Below are 17562 nucleotides of genomic sequence, written 5' to 3' on the forward strand. Positions count from 1 at the left end.
CCATGACCACGCAAAGAGAAAAAGGTTTAATCGCGTGGTTTGCTCGCAACCCTGTTGCAGCAAATCTCCTCATGATCTTTATTTTAGTGGGCGGTTTACTAACAGCTATGTCTGTTCGTAAACAGATGTTCCCACAGTTTGAAAGTAACTGGATCAGCATTCAAGCTGTTTATCCGGGTGCTGCTCCACAAGAAGTCGAAGAAGGCATCACAATAAAAGTCGAAGAGTCACTTGAAGGACTCGAAGGTATTAAACGCTTAATTACCTATTCGAACCGCGGGTTTTCACAAGCCTGGATCGAAATTGAAGAACAATACGATCCGCAAGAAGTGCTTGACGAAATCAAGATGCAAGTTGACTCAATTAATACCTTTCCTGCAGAGATGGAACGGCCTATTGTTCGCCGTGATAAGTACGAGCAAGAAGTCATGATCTTGGCGCTTTATGGCGATATGAGCAATTACCAATTAAAAGAGCTGGGTAACGACATAAAAGATGAACTTCAAGCGTTACCACAAATCAACTTAGTTGAATTTCACAGTGGCCTAAATTATGAAATTGGCATTGAAATAAGCCCTGATAAACTTCGCGAGTATGGTTTAACGTTCCGGGATATTGCGACTGCCGTGCGTAGCTTTTCGGCAAATATGTCGGCGGGTCAAATTCGCTCTGAAAATGGTTATATTTCAATGCGTGTTGAAAACCAAGCTTACCGTGGTAAAGAGTTTGAAAACCTCCCGTTATTGCACCTACCCGATGGCGCACAAGTGCTACTTGGCGATGTAGCCACCGTGAACGATGGCTTTGAAGAGGGTCTGCAATACTCAAAATACAATGGCAAAAACTCATTAACGTTTGAAGTTAATGCCTCTAAAGATCAAGATATCACCAAAGTTGCAGCGGTTCTTAAACAGTACCTTGCTGATAAAGCCCCACTCTTACCAGAGGGTGTAAAATTATCACCTATTGTCGATTTAACTTACTACCTTGAAGGTCGTCTAAATATGATGATCGATAATATGATTTGGGGGGGTATTTTGGTGATGGTGGTACTCGCCCTATTCTTGCCATTGCGATTAGCATTTTGGGTCATGATGGGGTTGCCTGTGTCTTTCCTAGGTGCTTTTTTAATGATGCCAATGGGCTTTTTAGATATCACCGTTAACCTTGCATCCTTGTTTGCCTTCATATTAGTTCTGGGGATCGTCGTTGATGATGCCATTGTGGTCGGTGAGTCGGCCAGTGCTGAAATTGAAAAACACGGCCATAGCCTTGATAACGTTGTGCGTGGTGTAAAACGCGTTGCCATTCCTGCTACATTTGGTGTACTAACAACCATTGCTGCATTCTTACCGCAAACACTGGCGTCGGGACCTGGTTCTGCGTTCTCTAAAGCCATTGGTGGGGTAATTATTTTATGTTTAATTTTCTCTTTGATTGAATCGAAACTTATTTTACCAGCTCACCTAGCGGCAATGAAAAATAAGCCTGCCAACCCTAAAAACCCTTTACATCGTTTGCGTTTAGGTATGGATAACGGTTTGAAAAACTTTGTCGATAATTATTACACGCCATTTATTGGTCACTGTATCCACTATCGATATACCGTTATTGTTGGCTTTATTTGTGTCCTTATTGTGAGCGGTGGTATGTTTGCAGGTGGTTTAGTGAAGTTTGTTGCGAACCCTAAAATTCCGCATGACTTCCCGCGCATCTCAGTCGAAATGAACTTATCGTCATCTGAGCAAGCAACGCTTGAGACAGCAAAAACAATTGAAAACGTCATATTAAATGTCGATAAGCAACTGCAAGAGCAGTATGGTCAATCGATGATCCGTGACTTATCAGTCAGCTTACGAGGTCGCACCAATGCCAATATTATGGCTATTTTAGTTGAGCCTGACTTACGCCCTATCGATACATTTCAGTTAAGTGCGTTATGGCGTGAACAAATGCCGCCACTGCCTGGTGTAAAAACACTTAACATTCAAGACAGCATAATGAATGGCGGCCGTGATGATGGCGATGTAAGTTTTCGCTTAGAAGGCAAAGACATTAACAAACTAAAAGAAGTCGCAGCAAAACTTAAAGAGAAACTTAACAGCATGGAAGGTGTTGGTGACGTTAATGACTCACTACAATCGGCGACCGATGAAGTACAGCTAGAACTGAAACCTCTTGCGTATAGCTTAGGTCTTACACTGTCTGATGTTGCTTCACAAGTGAGTTTTAGTTACTACGGATTAGAGGCACAACGTATTCTTCGCGAAGGTGAAGAGATCAAAGTCATGATTCGCTATCCACGAGAATCACGCAATGCTGTGAGCGACATTACCGATGCACGTATCATTACGCCAACGGGTGTTGAAGTGCCGCTGGCAGAAGTTGCTAAAGTAAATATCGTAGATGGGGTTAACCGTATTCGCCGAGAAAATGCAAAGCGTACTGTTAATGTGTGGGCTGCGGTTAATACCGAGCAAGCAGAACCATTTGCAATCGCAAAAGAAATTCGTGATGAGTATTTACCCAGCCTACTTAAAAACTACCCAGGTGTAGAAAGTAATGTAGCAGGACGTATTCAAGAAGAAATGGACAGTGTGGCTGAGCAAGTACGTGATTTTGCTCTGTCGATGATGATTATTTTTGCATTATTAGCGATTCCACTTCGCTCATATTCTCAGCCATTTATTATCATGTCGGTTATTCCATTTGGTGTGATTGGTGCCATGTTTGGTCACATGATTTTAGGGATGACCATGAGCAGCCTGTCGGTGTTCGGCATTATTGCGGTTGCAGGTGTAGTTGTGAATGATTCACTCGTAATGGTCGATTTTGTTAATAAAGCCCGAGCAGAAGGAGTCGCAATTAAAGAGGCAGTAATGCAAGCAGGGGCACGCCGCTTTAGAGCCATTTTATTAACGTCGATCACTACATTTATAGGTGTATTGCCAATAATTATGGAAACCAGTTTACAAGCCAAAATAGTTATCCCAATGGCTGTATCGCTGGCGTTTGGTGTGTTATTTGCGACCGTGATTACATTAATTTTAATTCCATGTCAGTACGTAGCATTAGAAGACTTCAAGCGTTTAATTGCTAAACTAAGAGGCAAAAAAGCAACGCCTGATGCCCCACTACAGACATCGAGTAACTAAGCCCTCTCCTTATCCCAACCAAGCGCTTGGTAAGCTTTCTTACCAAGCGTTTTTTGTTAAAAAATAAACAAATATGTTCCTAAAATTTTCATAACTTTGCTAAGCTTAAGTGTGTAAAAAAGAAACAAATTCAAAGAATACTAATTTGCATATTCTAAGAGTTATTTTTAGGCGAAAACCCTCGTCGCGAGCACTGCAAAATTTCGTTGTTCAAAATCAGAAATTTTTAACGCTGTCAGCATCAGGTTTTACCCCTCTGAATAATTAAGTATTAATGCTAATTAGTGTCACTCTTACAAACACGTTATAAGGACATAGCTATGAAATTTATTCGCTACACTGCCTTGGTTAGTTGTTTATCTTTTTGTATTCCTGCGCTGGCTGAAAACCCATATTTACAACAACAGCTTGAACCTATTTTAATTGGCGAATCTCATTCTGTAGAAAGCGAACTAATCCACTCCCCTGAAATGACTGTTGCCACCTACAAAGCAAATAACTTTGAACGTGTTTGGTCTGATTTTGCGTACACAAAACAAGCGCTTAATTTAATTGCACAAGCTGAGCTTGAAGGACTTTTCCCTAACGATTACCACTTTGACACGCTGATGGCATTGGCAAAAGAAATTGACAAGCGCGGCACGCAAGCCGTCGAAGCACAATTCGATGTGCTGATGACCGATGCCATCATGACTTACGCAAAACACCTGATTCGCGGTAAAGTGAACCCTAAACTACTATCCGACACATGGAATTACGAGCAGTCTGATGTCACCCCAGATGCCGCTGCAAAAGCGCTGCTTAAACATGTAAAATCAAAAAGCCTCGAAAAAGGCCTTAATGATTTAAAACCCACTCTGCCCCACTATAAAACCTTGAAAGATGCATTGGTTTTTTATCGCGAACTTGACACCAAAGGTGAGCTTGCAAATATCACATTACAAAATAAGGTATTAAAACCCGGTCAATCAGACCCCGCTGTGCCACTATTAAAACAAAAACTACAACGCTTAAACTACTACTCTTCTGGTATTTCAGATGAAACCAGTTACGACAATGAACTTGTTGAAGCTGTTAAAAAATTCCAATATTTACATCAAGTTGCTGACGATGGTGTGATAGGAAATGAAACCATAAAGCTGCTCAATAGAGATTACAGTGAATATGTTAATGATATCTTGGTTAATTTAGAGCGCATTCGCTGGGTAGACAACACCATTACCGAGCGTTTTTTAATCGTTAATATTGCGGGGTATATGCTTTATCTGTTCGAAGATAACAAACTTCAATGGAAAACCAATGTAGTTGTAGGCCAAAACTACACAAAAACCCCCATATTCAAAGGGCAAATGAGTTACATAGTAATGAACCCGACTTGGACAGTACCACGGAGTATTTCTGGAGGGATTATTAAGAAAATGAAAGATAACCCCAACTATCTAAATGAAAAGGACTTTGTGGTAGTAGATAGCCGCCGTAACCCCGTAGATAGCAAGAGCATTGACTGGGCTAATGCGAGCCGCAAAAACTTCCCGTATTGGTTTGTACAGCAACCTTCAGAAAATAATTCACTGGGACAAATCAAATTCATGTTCCCAAATAAATACTCAATTTATTTGCACGACACTCCTGCAAAAAGTTTATTCCAGCAAGACCAACGTGCATTCAGTCATGGTTGTGTGCGGGTTGATGAGCCACTCACACTCGCTGAAAAAATATTAGGAACCTCGGATGGTTGGTCTCGCAGTAAAATTGATGACGCTATCTCAGCTAAAGAGACACAAAAAGTAACCCTGTCAAACCCGCTTGATGTCTTTTTAATGTATTGGACCGTGGCTGCAAATACAGATGATGGACTGCATTTTTACTCTGATGTGTATAATCGCGATCCTGTGTTACTAAAAAAACTCACTAAGCCACTTTCAAATGATTCAATCTAGAGGTATCTATGAAATTTAGCCTAGTGGTTATCAGTACGTTGTTTGCATGCATAACGCTGCCTATCAGTGCACTTGAGCTCAACAACTCGCTGCACAGTATTGTAATGGATGCGAATGAAGTGCTCACCCTTGATAACACGGCTGACTTTTCTGCTACCGATGTGTCAGATGTAAAAACAGAACGGTTAGGCCCAGCAAGCCTCGCCGTTTATGCTCCTGAAAAAGCAGGGTTTTATTCTTTAGTACTGGCAAATTCACACGCTGAACGCACCTTAATGGTTATTGTAAAAAAGCCGTTTAACGCCAAAAACAAAGTACTGAATAATTACCAAATTGGCACGTACCCTGCTCCATACAAAAACAACCCACAGTACAATGCCCCATCAGGGCTTATTGAAATAACAGAGCAGGATTTAACACGCCAATTAACACCTCATGTGCAAGTTAGAAATGTGATTTGTAAACAAGTGAGTGGTTTCCCAAAATACCTTTATGTTAATAACGACGGGTTAATGATGCTCGAAGATTTACTTAAATTTGTGCAACGTGAAGGAATTAAAGTAACTAAATTTGCCTTTATCAGTGGCTACCGTACGCCTCATTACAACCGCTCTATTGGTAATGGACGACACAGTCGTCATCAATATGGTGATGCCTTTGATTTATACATAGATGAAAACGGCGATGGCCGCATGGACGATTTAAACGGTGATGGCAAGCTCACCATTGCCGATGTCGATGTACTTTATAAACTGTTCGAAAAATTTCAAAAGCAAAGCCGCTACACTGGCGGTATTGGCCGCTATAAACCTGCGGCTCATCATGGTGGTTTTGTACACATAGACAACCGTGGCTTTACCGCAAGGTGGTAACTGACAAATTACTGATAGTCCCGAAATCGAAATGTATCATTATTGCATTATCGGCGTTCGATTGATAAGTTACTGTTATTAATGGAAATACTATAATAATCATAAAGGGACTTATGCGTTTTATTCTCTGTACTTTTTTTATTTTCTTACTCAGTGGTTGCCAGACTTTTATTGCTTATCAAGTGACTAAACCTGTGCAGGAAATATCATTCGATGGCCCTGACAATCAGATGTTGAGTGATGCTTACAAAGGTTTCCCCACCAAAATATGTAAAACTAAACAGCATTGTTTAACGTTTAGAACTTTTTCTAACAATGATTTAAAAAAGTATTTTGGGAAAGGTCAAGAGTTTAGGCTTTATTTTGAGTTAAATTCTAAAGATGTAATTGAAACTTTTAACACAACCTTAACCTCAATAAATGGAACAAAAAAGGTCCACGATTCAGTGATTGTTCTTTTCCCAGGTCACGGTGTAAATAGTATGATATATAGCATTCAAGCGCGTTGGCTCAGCCACTTTACGGGCAAAGATGTCATCGTTATGCCTGCAAGCAATCAGTACCAAGAATTTAAATTTGGTTTAAACAGTCTTGATGTATTAATACACTATTTAAGTAACAGCCAATATAAACAAATCGATATTCTAAGTTATTCTATGGGCAGTATTGCAGCGATACAACTCGCTGAAAATATATCCAATATCAATCAACAAATTATGATTGCGCCAATGGTAAACTTTGATTCAGCATTGATGTCCGTAGCTAAAAGTTATCAACCTACCTTAAGCCTATTTGTCAGAGATGATGACTTTAAAAACGCTGCAGAAAATGTAATTAGTGACAGCGGTATCGATAAATCTCAACTCGATTTGAACGCCCTACTAACTAACAAAAAGCCAGCTTATAGAACTAGAACAATACTCTATGTGAGTAATGGGGATACAGTAAGTCCTGCATATTATTGGCAAGCGCTACAAAATGAGAGTGTTTCAGTGGTGCATTACAGTAATTTAAATCACGTCAGAATGGTAAGCCTTATCAATCAAGCCATGCGAAATGAGGTTTTACATCGATTAATGTAACCCAACACAAAACAAAACAAGGACAGCAATGAAAACATTTATAAATTACATAAAACTGCTCTTTATCATTTCAATAATTATTTTTACAAGCCTTGCCCGCAGCCAAGATATGCAAACTGAGATGGCTCACTTTATTCAAGGTTTTCATGACTACAAGCAGTTCAATGGCAATGTACTAGTCGCTAAAGATGGAAAAGTACTGTTTGAAAAAAGTTATGGCTACGCAAACTTTGAATGGGATATTGAGCACAGCGAGAAAAGTAAATTTAGAATAGGTTCGATTACAAAACAATTTACTGCCATGCTCATTTTACAACTTGCGCAACAAGGTAAGCTCAAACTTGATGAACCTCTGGCAACGTACCTTCCTGATTACAGGCAAGATATCGCAGCAAAAATTACTCTTCGACAAATACTCAACCATACTTCTGGGCTTAGTAATTACACTCAATTAAAAACATTTCGCGACGAATATAGTAAAAACAACTACAGCGTTGATGAATTTATCCGCTTATTGTGCAGTGATGATCTATTGTTCGAACCCGGCACTGAATTTCGTTATAGCAACTCAGGCTACTTTATTTTAGGTGCAGTAATTGAAAAGGTAACGGGTCAAAAATACAAAGACGTATTACAGAAGAATATTTTAGATCCACTCGGAATGAACGACACTGGCTATGATTCTCACAATAAAATAATTAAATTTCGCGTATCGGGTTACGACAATGGCCTAACTGGCTACAGCAATACAGACTACTTAGATATGTCTATCCCGTATGCTGCTGGGTCTATGTATTCAACAGCACGAGATTTACTAAAATGGGATCAAGCCCTTTACTCAGATAAGTTATTGAACAAAGAATATAAAAAGCAGATGTATCACGTGTCTGAGCAAAGAAATTATGCGCTTGGTTGGGAAGTAACTAACCTTGATAAAAGCACCTATGGAAAACCCCTGACACGTATTCAACATGGCGGTGGCATCAATGGTTTTAATGCATTTATAAGTAGGATCATCGAAGACAAATTACTGGTTATCATTTTAAATAATACCGGTGGTGCGCCACTCACCCCCATGACTAATGGCTTACTTGCAATCTACTATGACAAACCCTACGAAAAAGCGACAGAGCATGTAGATAGCAAACTTTATAACGTATTTAAACGTGAAGGTATTGAAGGGCTAAAGAAAACCTATCAGCAAATGGTGAGTGATGGTAATACGCCAAGAGAAAGGTCGCTAAACTACTTTGGCTATGAATTAATGCAGATGGGTGAGCTAGACGCCGCAATCACGGTGTTTGAACTCAACAATCAATCTTATCCAGATTCCGCAAATACGTTTGATAGTTTAGGTGAAGCATATTTAGCAGCCGGTAATAAACAAAAAGCATTAGCAAGTTACAAAAAAGCGCTCACGCTAGACCCAGAAAGTAACAGTGCACACGACGCGATTGAAAAACTGCAATAACAAAAGAAGCCACGCCACGTGGCCTCTTTTTACTTTTAGCATGACTAAAGCGCTCGCGGGCTCACTTTAATTTAAAGTATAAAGCCTGAGGGGAATTTCACCCTGCTCTGAGAATGTTGCTTAGCCATAAAGATGAAAAAGCCTCATTATTCTATACTTAAAATAATTAGTTATCGAGTACCCGCTTATCTAAAATACCCTTTTCAATCAGTTGATTGAGTATAGCTTTGGTTTTTTCGCGGCATATATCCCGAACTAAACGAACAGCAGGTGTAATTGATTGCCGACTTGGACAGATAAGCCACAGCTCTGCACACAAATGCGGATAATCTTGCATAACAGGTATTACACGTTCATTAAGCAAATCATCACTGATATCAATGCATGATTTAACTGCAAGGCCTTTCCCTGCAACACACCATCGTCTGACTAAATCACCATCATTCGAGGCACGGCGACCTTGCATTTTTACCTTAAAACGTTCTGTGCCGTCAGTAAAATCCCAGACATTATTAATGATATCTTGCAGTTGATAAAAAAGCCCCTGATGTTGTTTTAAATCATTTGGGTGCTTAGGCATACCATGCTTGGCTAAATAGTCTGGGGTTGCACATAATATACGTGGCACATTACAAATTTTGAAACCATAAAGATTGGAATCTGATGGCGAGCCATAGCGCAGTGCAAAATCGACTGAATCACGGTAAAAATCAACATTACTATCACTGATATGCGGTCTCAAACTGAGTTTGGGGTACTCATCTAATAATTCATCAAGCCAAGGAATAATCATATTACGGCCCAGATCAGATGATAACGCCACTCTAAGCTCCCCTTCAATTTCATCATGCTCGCCTTTTAATGCAAGAGTTGCTTGCTCAAGCATGGCAATTGCCTGCTGACATTGAGGCAAAAAGCGCTCACCAGCTGCTGATAAACGCAAGTGACGCGTTGTTCGCACAAATAACTCAGTACCGAGAGCTGCCTCAACACGCTTTATTGCTGCACTCGCTGTTGCTGAGCGCATATCTAGTTTTGCAGCAGCGGTAGTAATGCTGCGGAATTCAGCGACCTTGAGGATTAATTTTAGATCTTCAACCAACATATTAACTAAAATTTTTTGATAATGTTTATTGAATTATGCGCTTTATCGCTAAGTATGCAAGGCGTACACTCAGACATATTGTTAAACATGCGGGAGCAATTACATGACACACCCTATTATTTCAGACTTACAACGCCGTTATACAAGCAAGCGCTACGATGCAACTAAACGCATTAGCCAAGATGATTTGGCCGTTATTTTAGAAGCACTGCGCTTAACTCCTTCATCGATTAACTCGCAACCATGGAAATTCGTAGTAATTGAATCAGACCAAGCAAAACAGCGTTTACACGACAGCTTTGCAAACAAGTTTCAGTTTAATCAATTACATGCAAAGGCCGCCTCACACACTATATTATTTGCTTATAACCCTCGCTACAAACGTGAAGATTATGAAAAAGTCATAGAGGCAGACATTGCTAATGGCCGTACAAAAGCAGAAAACAAAGAAAGCGCTTTTGGTGCCTTTGCTTTTGTTGATTTAAATACCGATGAACAAGGCAATAATGCACAGTGGACTAAGTCACAAACGTATATTGCGTTAGGCAATACCATGCATGCCGTGGCTCGTTTAGGCATTGACTCTACTCCGATGGAAGGGGTTGATAAAGATTTACTCGGTGAGCTTTTCGCTGATGAGCTAGATGGGTATGTCTGTGAAGTTGCTTTGGCAATTGGCTATCACGAACCTGAGCAAGATTATAATGCTGCATTACCAAAATCGCGTTTAGATAAAGATACTATTATTTCAGTGATTTAAGCGCTACATGCCCTCTATTACGCCTACTCTCGTAGGCGTAATATTTAATTTAACGTTGTATTGACCTTCACATTACGCGCCATACCTTCACTTAAGTCAGCAGTAATCGTTGCAAAACCACCATTAATAAGCGCTAAATTTGGCGCAACATGTCCAATGTCTGCATCGACAATAACCGGAAATAAGTTGCCTTTAAATGCGAGCTCAATTGCTTGGTATTCATCAAAGTAGCAGTCGTTATTTATTGCAGGGCTGCGACCAAACACAACGGCATTTACATCGGTAAAAACATCATTCAATTTTAACGATAACAAACAGCGTGCAAGTGCCATCGGGCTGAGCTCTGCATTTTCTAAATATAAAATAAGTCCTTCAGGTGCATACTGTTTTTTAAATTCATGTAATGCGTAGTAATTAGAAGGTAATAGTAAACCTAACGTATCTAAACAGCCGCCTATCAAGCGCCCTGACACTTCAATTTTACGTGTGTCTTTGTAGTTTATACAACGCCATTGGCTCGGTGCAGTTAAATCAAACTGTGCCTGCGGCTGGTGCGAATAATCTATAACAGACTGCTGGTAATAAGGTGAGGCCACTTGATTTAATTGACCTTTTTCACCTAATTGTAGTGCTTTGAAAATATTTGCTAAGTATTCATCAGGATCGTCTGGGTGAATTTGCATTAAATTTGCTGCGTGCAGTGTTGCCCAACCACATCGTGTCGTTAAAGCACATGCAAATGTACTGATATCTGAAAATCCCACTAACCACTTCGGTTGTGCTTGGCTTATCGCATTAAAATCAAGTAAAGATAAAATTTCCATGGTGAGATCGCCGCCCCATGGCGGCATGATAGCGGCAATTGAGTCATCTGTTAAAAACTGCATTAATTCATCTGCACGCTGTTTTGCAGGACTATGGGCTTCGCGTAAGCATGCCCCTTCTATAACTTGAAAGCCTTTTGCTTTTAAGCCCGCCAACACAAGATCTAAACGTGCGTGATATGCTTGATCAACCCCTGATGAAAAAGCGCAAATGGCTATTTTATCGCCTTTTGAAAGCGCTTTAGGGTAGTGAATTTTTGCCATTGTCACCTCTATATAATCGTTAATAGAACGCCAACGTAACGAATAATTGGGTGGCTGTAAACAGGCATAAAAAAACCGCGGTATAAAACCGCGGCTTCATCAATGCTTGGTTAAGCTATTAAATATACTCAACTTCAATGATTTCGTATTCAACTTCACCATTAGGTGTTTTAATGGTAACGGCGTCATCAACCTCTTTACCAATTAAACCACGCGCGATTGGCGAGTTTACAGAGATCAGGTTATTTTTGATATCTGCTTCATCATCACCCACGATTTGGTATTTAACCTCAGCGTCGGTTTCAACATTAACGATAGTCACCGTTGTACCAAAAATAACTTTACCTGTCTTAGGCATCTTAGTTATATCGATGATTTGTACATTTGAAAGCTTCGCTTCAATTTCTTGAATACGACCTTCACAAAAACCTTGTTGCTCACGAGCAGCATGATATTCCGCGTTTTCTTTCAAATCACCATGCTCACGTGCGTCAGCAATATCAGCAATGATTTTTGGACGGGTAACTGTTTTTAATTCGTTAAGTTCTTCGCGCAGTAATGCTGCACCACGAACCGTCATCGGAATTGATTGCATATTATTCTCACTTAATCCCAAGGGCGAATCACTCGCCCTTGGCACATTTCCTTAGTTCATTCGCTGGTGTAGTTCCTGAACTGACGTCACTTTGCTACGGTCGTCTGCTTGGTTTGCAGTACAGTTAGCAAATGCCGCGTTCAGTGTCGTTGTGTAGTTAGTCTTGTGCTGTAACGCACCACGACGTAACACCTTCGAATCTTCAATCGCTTGGCGACCTTCAGTAGTGTTTACAATGTAGCTGTATTCACCATTTTTAATTCTATCAAGAATATGAGGACGACCTTCGAATACTTTGTTTACGCGACGAACTGCAATACCAGCGTCTTCAAGTGCTTTGGCAGTACCACCTGTTGCATCTAGCTCAAAACCAAGTTCAGTCATAGTTTTAGCAAGTTCAACAATACGTGGTTTGTCACTGTTGCGTACCGATAGTAACGCGCGACCACCGCGTGGTAAAGTGTTGCTTGCACCTAATTGTGCTTTAGCGAACGCTTCGGCGAATGTTTCACCAACACCCATTACCTCACCCGTTGAGCGCATTTCTGGGCCACGCATTGGGTCAACACCTTGGAACTTAGCAAACGGTAATACAACTTCTTTAACGCTGTAGTAAGGTGGAATCACTTCTTTGGTGATACCTTGGCTTGCCAATGACTGACCTGCCATACAACGCGCTGCTACTTTAGCAAGTGCTACACCCGTTGCTTTTGATACAAACGGTACTGTACGCGCTGCACGAGGGTTTACTTCGATTAAGTAAACTTGGCCGTCTTTCACTGCAAACTGTGTATTCATAAGACCCACTACGCCAAGCTCAAGTGCCATGTCTGTCACTTGCTTGCGCATTACGTCTTGTACTTCAGCAGTTAATGAATGAGCAGGTAATGAACATGCTGAGTCACCTGAGTGAACACCTGCTTGCTCGATATGCTCCATGATACCACCGATAATCACTTGCTCACCGTCACAGATAGCATCAACGTCAACTTCGATTGCGTTATCTAAGAAACGGTCAAGCAATACTGGGGCTTCATTTGATGCAGATACCGCTTCAGTCATGTAACGACGTAAGTCATCTTCATCGTAAACGATTTCCATCGCACGACCACCAAGTACATATGAAGGACGTACAACCAGAGGGAAACCGATTTCAGCTGATTTAACAATCGCTTCTTCTAGAGACGTTACTGTTGCATTTTCAGGTTGAAGAAGGTTTAAACGCTCAACAAGTTGTTGGAAACGCTCACGGTCTTCAGCACGGTCGATTGCATCAGGTGAAGTACCAATAACTGGCACGCCATTCGCTTCAAGTGCACGAGCCAGTTTAAGTGGAGTTTGACCACCGTACTGAACGATTACGCCTTTTGGTTTTTCAACACGAACGATTTCTAACACATCTTCAAGCGTAATTGGCTCGAAGAATAGACGGTCAGATGTGTCGTAGTCTGTAGAAACAGTTTCAGGGTTACAGTTAACCATGATTGTTTCGTAACCGTCTTCACGTAGCGCTAATGCCGCGTGAACACAGCAGTAATCGAATTCGATACCTTGACCAATTCGGTTAGGACCACCACCAATTACCATGATTTTATCTTTGTCAGACGGGTTCGCTTCACACTCTTCGTCATACGTTGAGTACATGTAAGCTGTGTCTGAACTAAATTCTGCCGCACACGTATCAACGCGTTTATAAACTGGCACGATATTTAATTGGTGACGTTTTTTGCGAATTTCAGCTTCAGATACACCCGCAATTTCAGCGATACGTGCATCAGCAAAACCTTTGCGTTTAAGCTTGCGTAAGAACTCGGCATTTAAACCAGCCATACCTACTTCGCTGATTGTTTCTTCGTCTTTTAAGATATCTTCGATTTGTACTAAGTACCATGGATCGATTTTAGTCAATTCGAATACATCTTCAACGCTCATACCATGACGCATTGCATCAGCAACATACCAAATACGCTCGGCACCTGGCTCACGCAATTCACGAATGATTTTCTCTTTCGCTTTCGGGTCATCAAGCGCAACAATTGGGTTAAAGCCTGTTGCACCCACTTCAAGACCACGTAATGCTTTGTGTAGTGATTCTTGTTGGTTACGACCAATAGCCATAACCTCACCCACAGATTTCATCTGTGTAGTAAGACGGTCGTTTGAACCTGCGAATTTTTCGAAGTTAAAACGTGGGATCTTAGTCACAACGTAATCGATTGAAGGCTCGAATGAAGCAGGTGTTTTACCACCCGTGATATCATTTTGAAGCTCGTCAAGCGTATAACCTACCGCTAGTTTCGCAGCGATTTTGGCAATTGGGAAACCCGTTGCTTTAGACGCTAGAGCCGATGAACGAGATACACGAGGGTTCATTTCAATGATAACCATACGGCCATCAACTGGATTCACACCAAACTGTACGTTTGAACCACCTGTTTCGACGCCGATTTCGCGAAGTACCGCCATCGATGCATTACGCATGATTTGGTATTCTTTATCCGTCAACGTTTGTGCTGGTGCAACGGTGATTGAGTCACCCGTGTGAACGCCCATTGGGTCAAAGTTTTCGATAGAACATACGATGATACAGTTGTCGTTTTTGTCACGAACAACTTCCATTTCGTACTCTTTCCAACCGATTAATGATTCATCAATTAGAAGCTCATTTGTTGGTGATAAATCTAAACCACGCTCACAAATTTCATCAAATTCTTCTTGGTTGTATGCAACACCACCACCAGTACCACCCATGGTGAATGATGGACGGATAATACATGGGAAGCCGATACGAGTAAGTACATCGTGTGCTTCGTCCATTGAGTGAGCGATTTCAGCACGCGGACACTCAAGGCCAATATTTTTCATTGCAGCGTCAAAACGCTCACGGTTTTCTGCTTTATCGATGGCATCCGCAGTTGCACCGATTAGCTCAACACCGTGTTTAGCCAACACACCGTGCTTGTCTAGGTCAAGCGCACAGTTTAATGCTGTTTGACCACCCATTGTTGGGAGTACAGCATCTGGCTTTTCTTTTTCAATAATTTTTTCTACCACTTCCCAGTGAATTGGTTCGATGTACGTCGCATCAGCCATTTCAGGGTCAGTCATGATAGTTGCAGGGTTCGAGTTTACAAGAATAACTCGATAGCCTTCTTCTCGTAGTGCTTTACACGCTTGTGCACCAGAGTAGTCAAATTCACAAGCTTGACCGATAACGATCGGGCCCGCGCCTAAGATAAGAATGCTTTTTATGTCGGTACGTTTTGGCATTGTTACTCCGGTTAAATTAGTTAGAACGAGCTTGCATCAAGTCGATGAAGTGGTCGAATAAAGGTGCTGCATCGTGAGGACCTGGGCTTGCTTCAGGGTGACCTTGGAAGCTAAATGCAGGCTTATCAGTACGGTGAATACCTTGTAGCGTACCATCGAATAATGAAACGTGAGTTGCACGTAAATTCGCTGGTAATGTCGCTTCATCCGCTGCGAAACCATGGTTTTGCGCAGTGATCATAACCACATTGCGGTCAAGGTCTTTAACTGGGTGGTTACCACCGTGATGACCGAACTTCATTTTTACTGTTTTTGCACCAGAGGCAAGCGCAAGTAATTGGTGACCTAAGCAAATACCAAAAATTGGCGTATCTGTTTCTAAAAAGGTCTTAATTGCGTCAATTGCGTAGGTACAAGGCTCAGGGTCACCAGGGCCGTTCGATAAGAAAATACCGTCTGGGTTAAGTGCGAGTACGTCTTCAGCAGATGTTTGTGCCGGCACAATGGTTAATTTACAACCGCGGTCAACTAACATGCGTAAGATATTACGTTTAACACCGAAGTCATAAGCAACAACGTGAAATTTCTCGTCTGCTGCTTCTAGCGTTTTAAAGCCATCACCTAATGTCCAGCTTGATTCACGCCACTCAAAATTTTCCTTGGTTGAGACAACTTTTGCTAAATCCATGCCTTTTAAGCCTGGGAAGGCTTGCGCAGCTTCGAGCGCTTTATTCTCATCTAACTCGTCGCCTGCAATGATACAACCATTTTGAGCGCCTTTATCACGTAAGATACGTGTTAATTTACGAGTGTCGATGCCAGCAATACCTAGGATATTGCGTTCTTTTAAGTAATCACTTAACGATTGCTCGTTACGGAAATTACTTGCTAGCAGTGGCAAATCACGGATCACTAGGCCTTTAGCCCAGATTTGACCCGCTTCTTCGTCTTCGCTGTTAGTACCCGTATTACCGATATGTGGGTACGTCAAAGTTACGATTTGTTCCGCGTATGAAGGGTCAGTCAAAATTTCTTGATAACCAGTCATAGACGTATTGAATACTACTTCACCGACTGACATGCCGTCAGCGCCGATTGCAGTACCGCGAAACACTGTGCCGTCTTCTAGGACTAACAGAGCGGATTTAGTCAAGTTAACCTCCTAACAGTAAAAAACGGGAGTAAAGTCATTTGCTCTACTGCCCGTTTAAAGCGATTGGAAACACGCATTTATGAATTTTTGGCAAATTGGCGCTATTTTACAGTAATTTGCTTTTCAGATCTAATCATAATTAATAAAATAGTAAAAATAAGCGTTATTAACTTAATTTTCACTGAAACTGCCAAAAAAGAAACTAAACTACTTCAAGTCAAGCACATCTTGCATGTCATAAAGTCCAGCCGGCTTATTTTTCAACCAGCCCGCAGCTCTTACAGCACCTAAGGCAAAGGTCATTCTAGAACTTGCTTTATGAGTTAATTCTAGTCTTTCGCCAGAAGTTGCGAAATATGCGGTGTGTTCACCTACTATATCTCCGCCTCGCATGACCGAATAACCGATTTCATTTTGCGATTTTGCTTGTTCATCGTGGCTTCTATCGAAACGTGCAACGTCATCATGTTGCCAGCCTTTTGCCTCTGCAATAGCCTCACCAATAGCTAAAGCTGTGCCCGAGGGCGCATCAATTTTATGACGATGGTGCGCTTCAAAAATCTCTATGTCCATGTCATCGCCAAATTTCACAGCTGCAGTCTGCACTAAGTTAAGCAGTAAATTAACGCCTACGCTATAGTTACGAGCAAAACCAATCGGGATATACTTTGCTGCATCGTTTAACGCTTCAAGGTCGTCGTGGGTTAAGCCTGTCGTGCCGATCACCATGGCTATATTTTTTTCTACCGCTGTTTTGAGGTGATTACGCATCCCCGCGGGTAAAGTAAAATCAATAAGTACGTCAGTCTCTTTTACATCAGTTTCTTTGCTAAATTGCACATCCGCATCAGCGGCACTGTTTAATTGATTAACAGCTAAATTAATAAGCGGTGAATTTTCACGGACATACGCCCCCGTTAACACAGAGTGCTCATTTTTTGTAACAGCCTCTAATAGTGCAAGCCCCATGCGGCCATTGGCACCAAATACACCTATACGGTTCATACTTTTACCTTATCTATTCTTATTAGCTGGCTAGATTTTATCGAAAACTCATGTAATAGTCAGGTT

General features: G+C 41.3%; 12 protein-coding genes. 6 read left to right on the forward strand and 6 right to left on the reverse strand.

The genetic code is table 11. The features are described from left to right. Nucleotides 1-2 precede the first annotated feature (2 nt). The 5 genes from IT970_RS09435 to IT970_RS09455 all read left to right on the forward strand — a co-directional run bounded on the left by IT970_RS09435 (nucleotide 3) and on the right by IT970_RS09455 (nucleotide 8520). On the forward strand, nucleotides 3-3155 hold the full coding sequence (locus tag IT970_RS09435; RefSeq protein WP_196857270.1) for an efflux RND transporter permease subunit: 3153 nt from the start codon (nucleotides 3-5) through the stop codon (nucleotides 3153-3155). Between the two features lie 320 nt (nucleotides 3156-3475). After that, nucleotides 3476-5095, forward strand: coding sequence for a L,D-transpeptidase family protein (locus tag IT970_RS09440; protein WP_036967694.1), 1620 nt, complete (start codon nucleotides 3476-3478; stop codon nucleotides 5093-5095). 8 nt (nucleotides 5096-5103) lie between these two features. Further along, nucleotides 5104-5967, forward strand: a complete 864-nt coding sequence (locus IT970_RS09445; protein ID WP_196857271.1) for a D-Ala-D-Ala carboxypeptidase family metallohydrolase — start codon at nucleotides 5104-5106, stop codon at nucleotides 5965-5967. Between the two features lie 113 nt (nucleotides 5968-6080). Then, a complete protein-coding gene (locus tag IT970_RS09450) occupies nucleotides 6081-7049 on the forward strand; it encodes an alpha/beta hydrolase (RefSeq protein WP_051501751.1) in 969 nt (322 codons plus the stop codon). A gap of 28 nt (nucleotides 7050-7077) precedes the next feature. Next, entirely contained in the window at nucleotides 7078-8520 is a 1443-nt protein-coding gene (locus tag IT970_RS09455; protein ID WP_196857272.1) for a serine hydrolase domain-containing protein, read from the forward strand. Between the two features lie 166 nt (nucleotides 8521-8686). On the opposite strand, the gene IT970_RS09460 is transcribed toward IT970_RS09455, so the two are convergent. Continuing rightward, nucleotides 8687-9625, reverse strand: a complete 939-nt coding sequence (locus IT970_RS09460) for a LysR family transcriptional regulator (RefSeq protein ID WP_036967684.1) — start codon at nucleotides 9623-9625, stop codon at nucleotides 8687-8689. Between the two features lie 103 nt (nucleotides 9626-9728). Here IT970_RS09460 and IT970_RS09465 point away from each other — a divergent pair, with 103 nt between their 5' ends. Continuing rightward, complete coding sequence (locus IT970_RS09465; protein WP_074989299.1) at nucleotides 9729-10385, forward strand: nitroreductase family protein; 657 nt, start codon at nucleotides 9729-9731, stop codon at nucleotides 10383-10385. Between the two features lie 44 nt (nucleotides 10386-10429). On the opposite strand, the gene IT970_RS09470 is transcribed toward IT970_RS09465, so the two are convergent. The 5 genes from IT970_RS09470 to dapB all read right to left on the reverse strand — a co-directional run bounded on the left by IT970_RS09470 (nucleotide 10430) and on the right by dapB (nucleotide 17496). After that, nucleotides 10430-11473: a S66 family peptidase gene (locus tag IT970_RS09470; RefSeq protein ID WP_065978695.1), complete on the reverse strand. Its 1044-nt coding sequence runs from the start codon at nucleotides 11471-11473 to the stop codon at nucleotides 10430-10432. A gap of 118 nt (nucleotides 11474-11591) precedes the next feature. Beyond that, entirely contained in the window at nucleotides 11592-12068 is a 477-nt protein-coding gene (gene greA / locus IT970_RS09475) for a transcription elongation factor GreA (protein ID WP_036967677.1), read from the reverse strand. A gap of 51 nt (nucleotides 12069-12119) precedes the next feature. Further along, entirely contained in the window at nucleotides 12120-15338 is a 3219-nt protein-coding gene (gene carB / locus IT970_RS09480; protein WP_036967675.1) for a carbamoyl-phosphate synthase large subunit, read from the reverse strand. 16 nt (nucleotides 15339-15354) lie between these two features. After that, entirely contained in the window at nucleotides 15355-16491 is a 1137-nt protein-coding gene (gene carA / locus IT970_RS09485; RefSeq protein ID WP_196857273.1) for a glutamine-hydrolyzing carbamoyl-phosphate synthase small subunit, read from the reverse strand. Between the two features lie 207 nt (nucleotides 16492-16698). Then, nucleotides 16699-17496 (reverse strand): 4-hydroxy-tetrahydrodipicolinate reductase, encoded by a 798-nt coding sequence (gene dapB, locus IT970_RS09490; RefSeq protein WP_196857274.1) that lies wholly within the window; start codon nucleotides 17494-17496, stop codon nucleotides 16699-16701. Nucleotides 17497-17562 lie beyond the last annotated feature (66 nt).

The organism is Pseudoalteromonas sp. A41-2 (genome assembly GCF_015767615.1).
Lineage (GTDB): Bacteria > Pseudomonadota > Gammaproteobacteria > Enterobacterales > Alteromonadaceae > Pseudoalteromonas > Pseudoalteromonas lipolytica.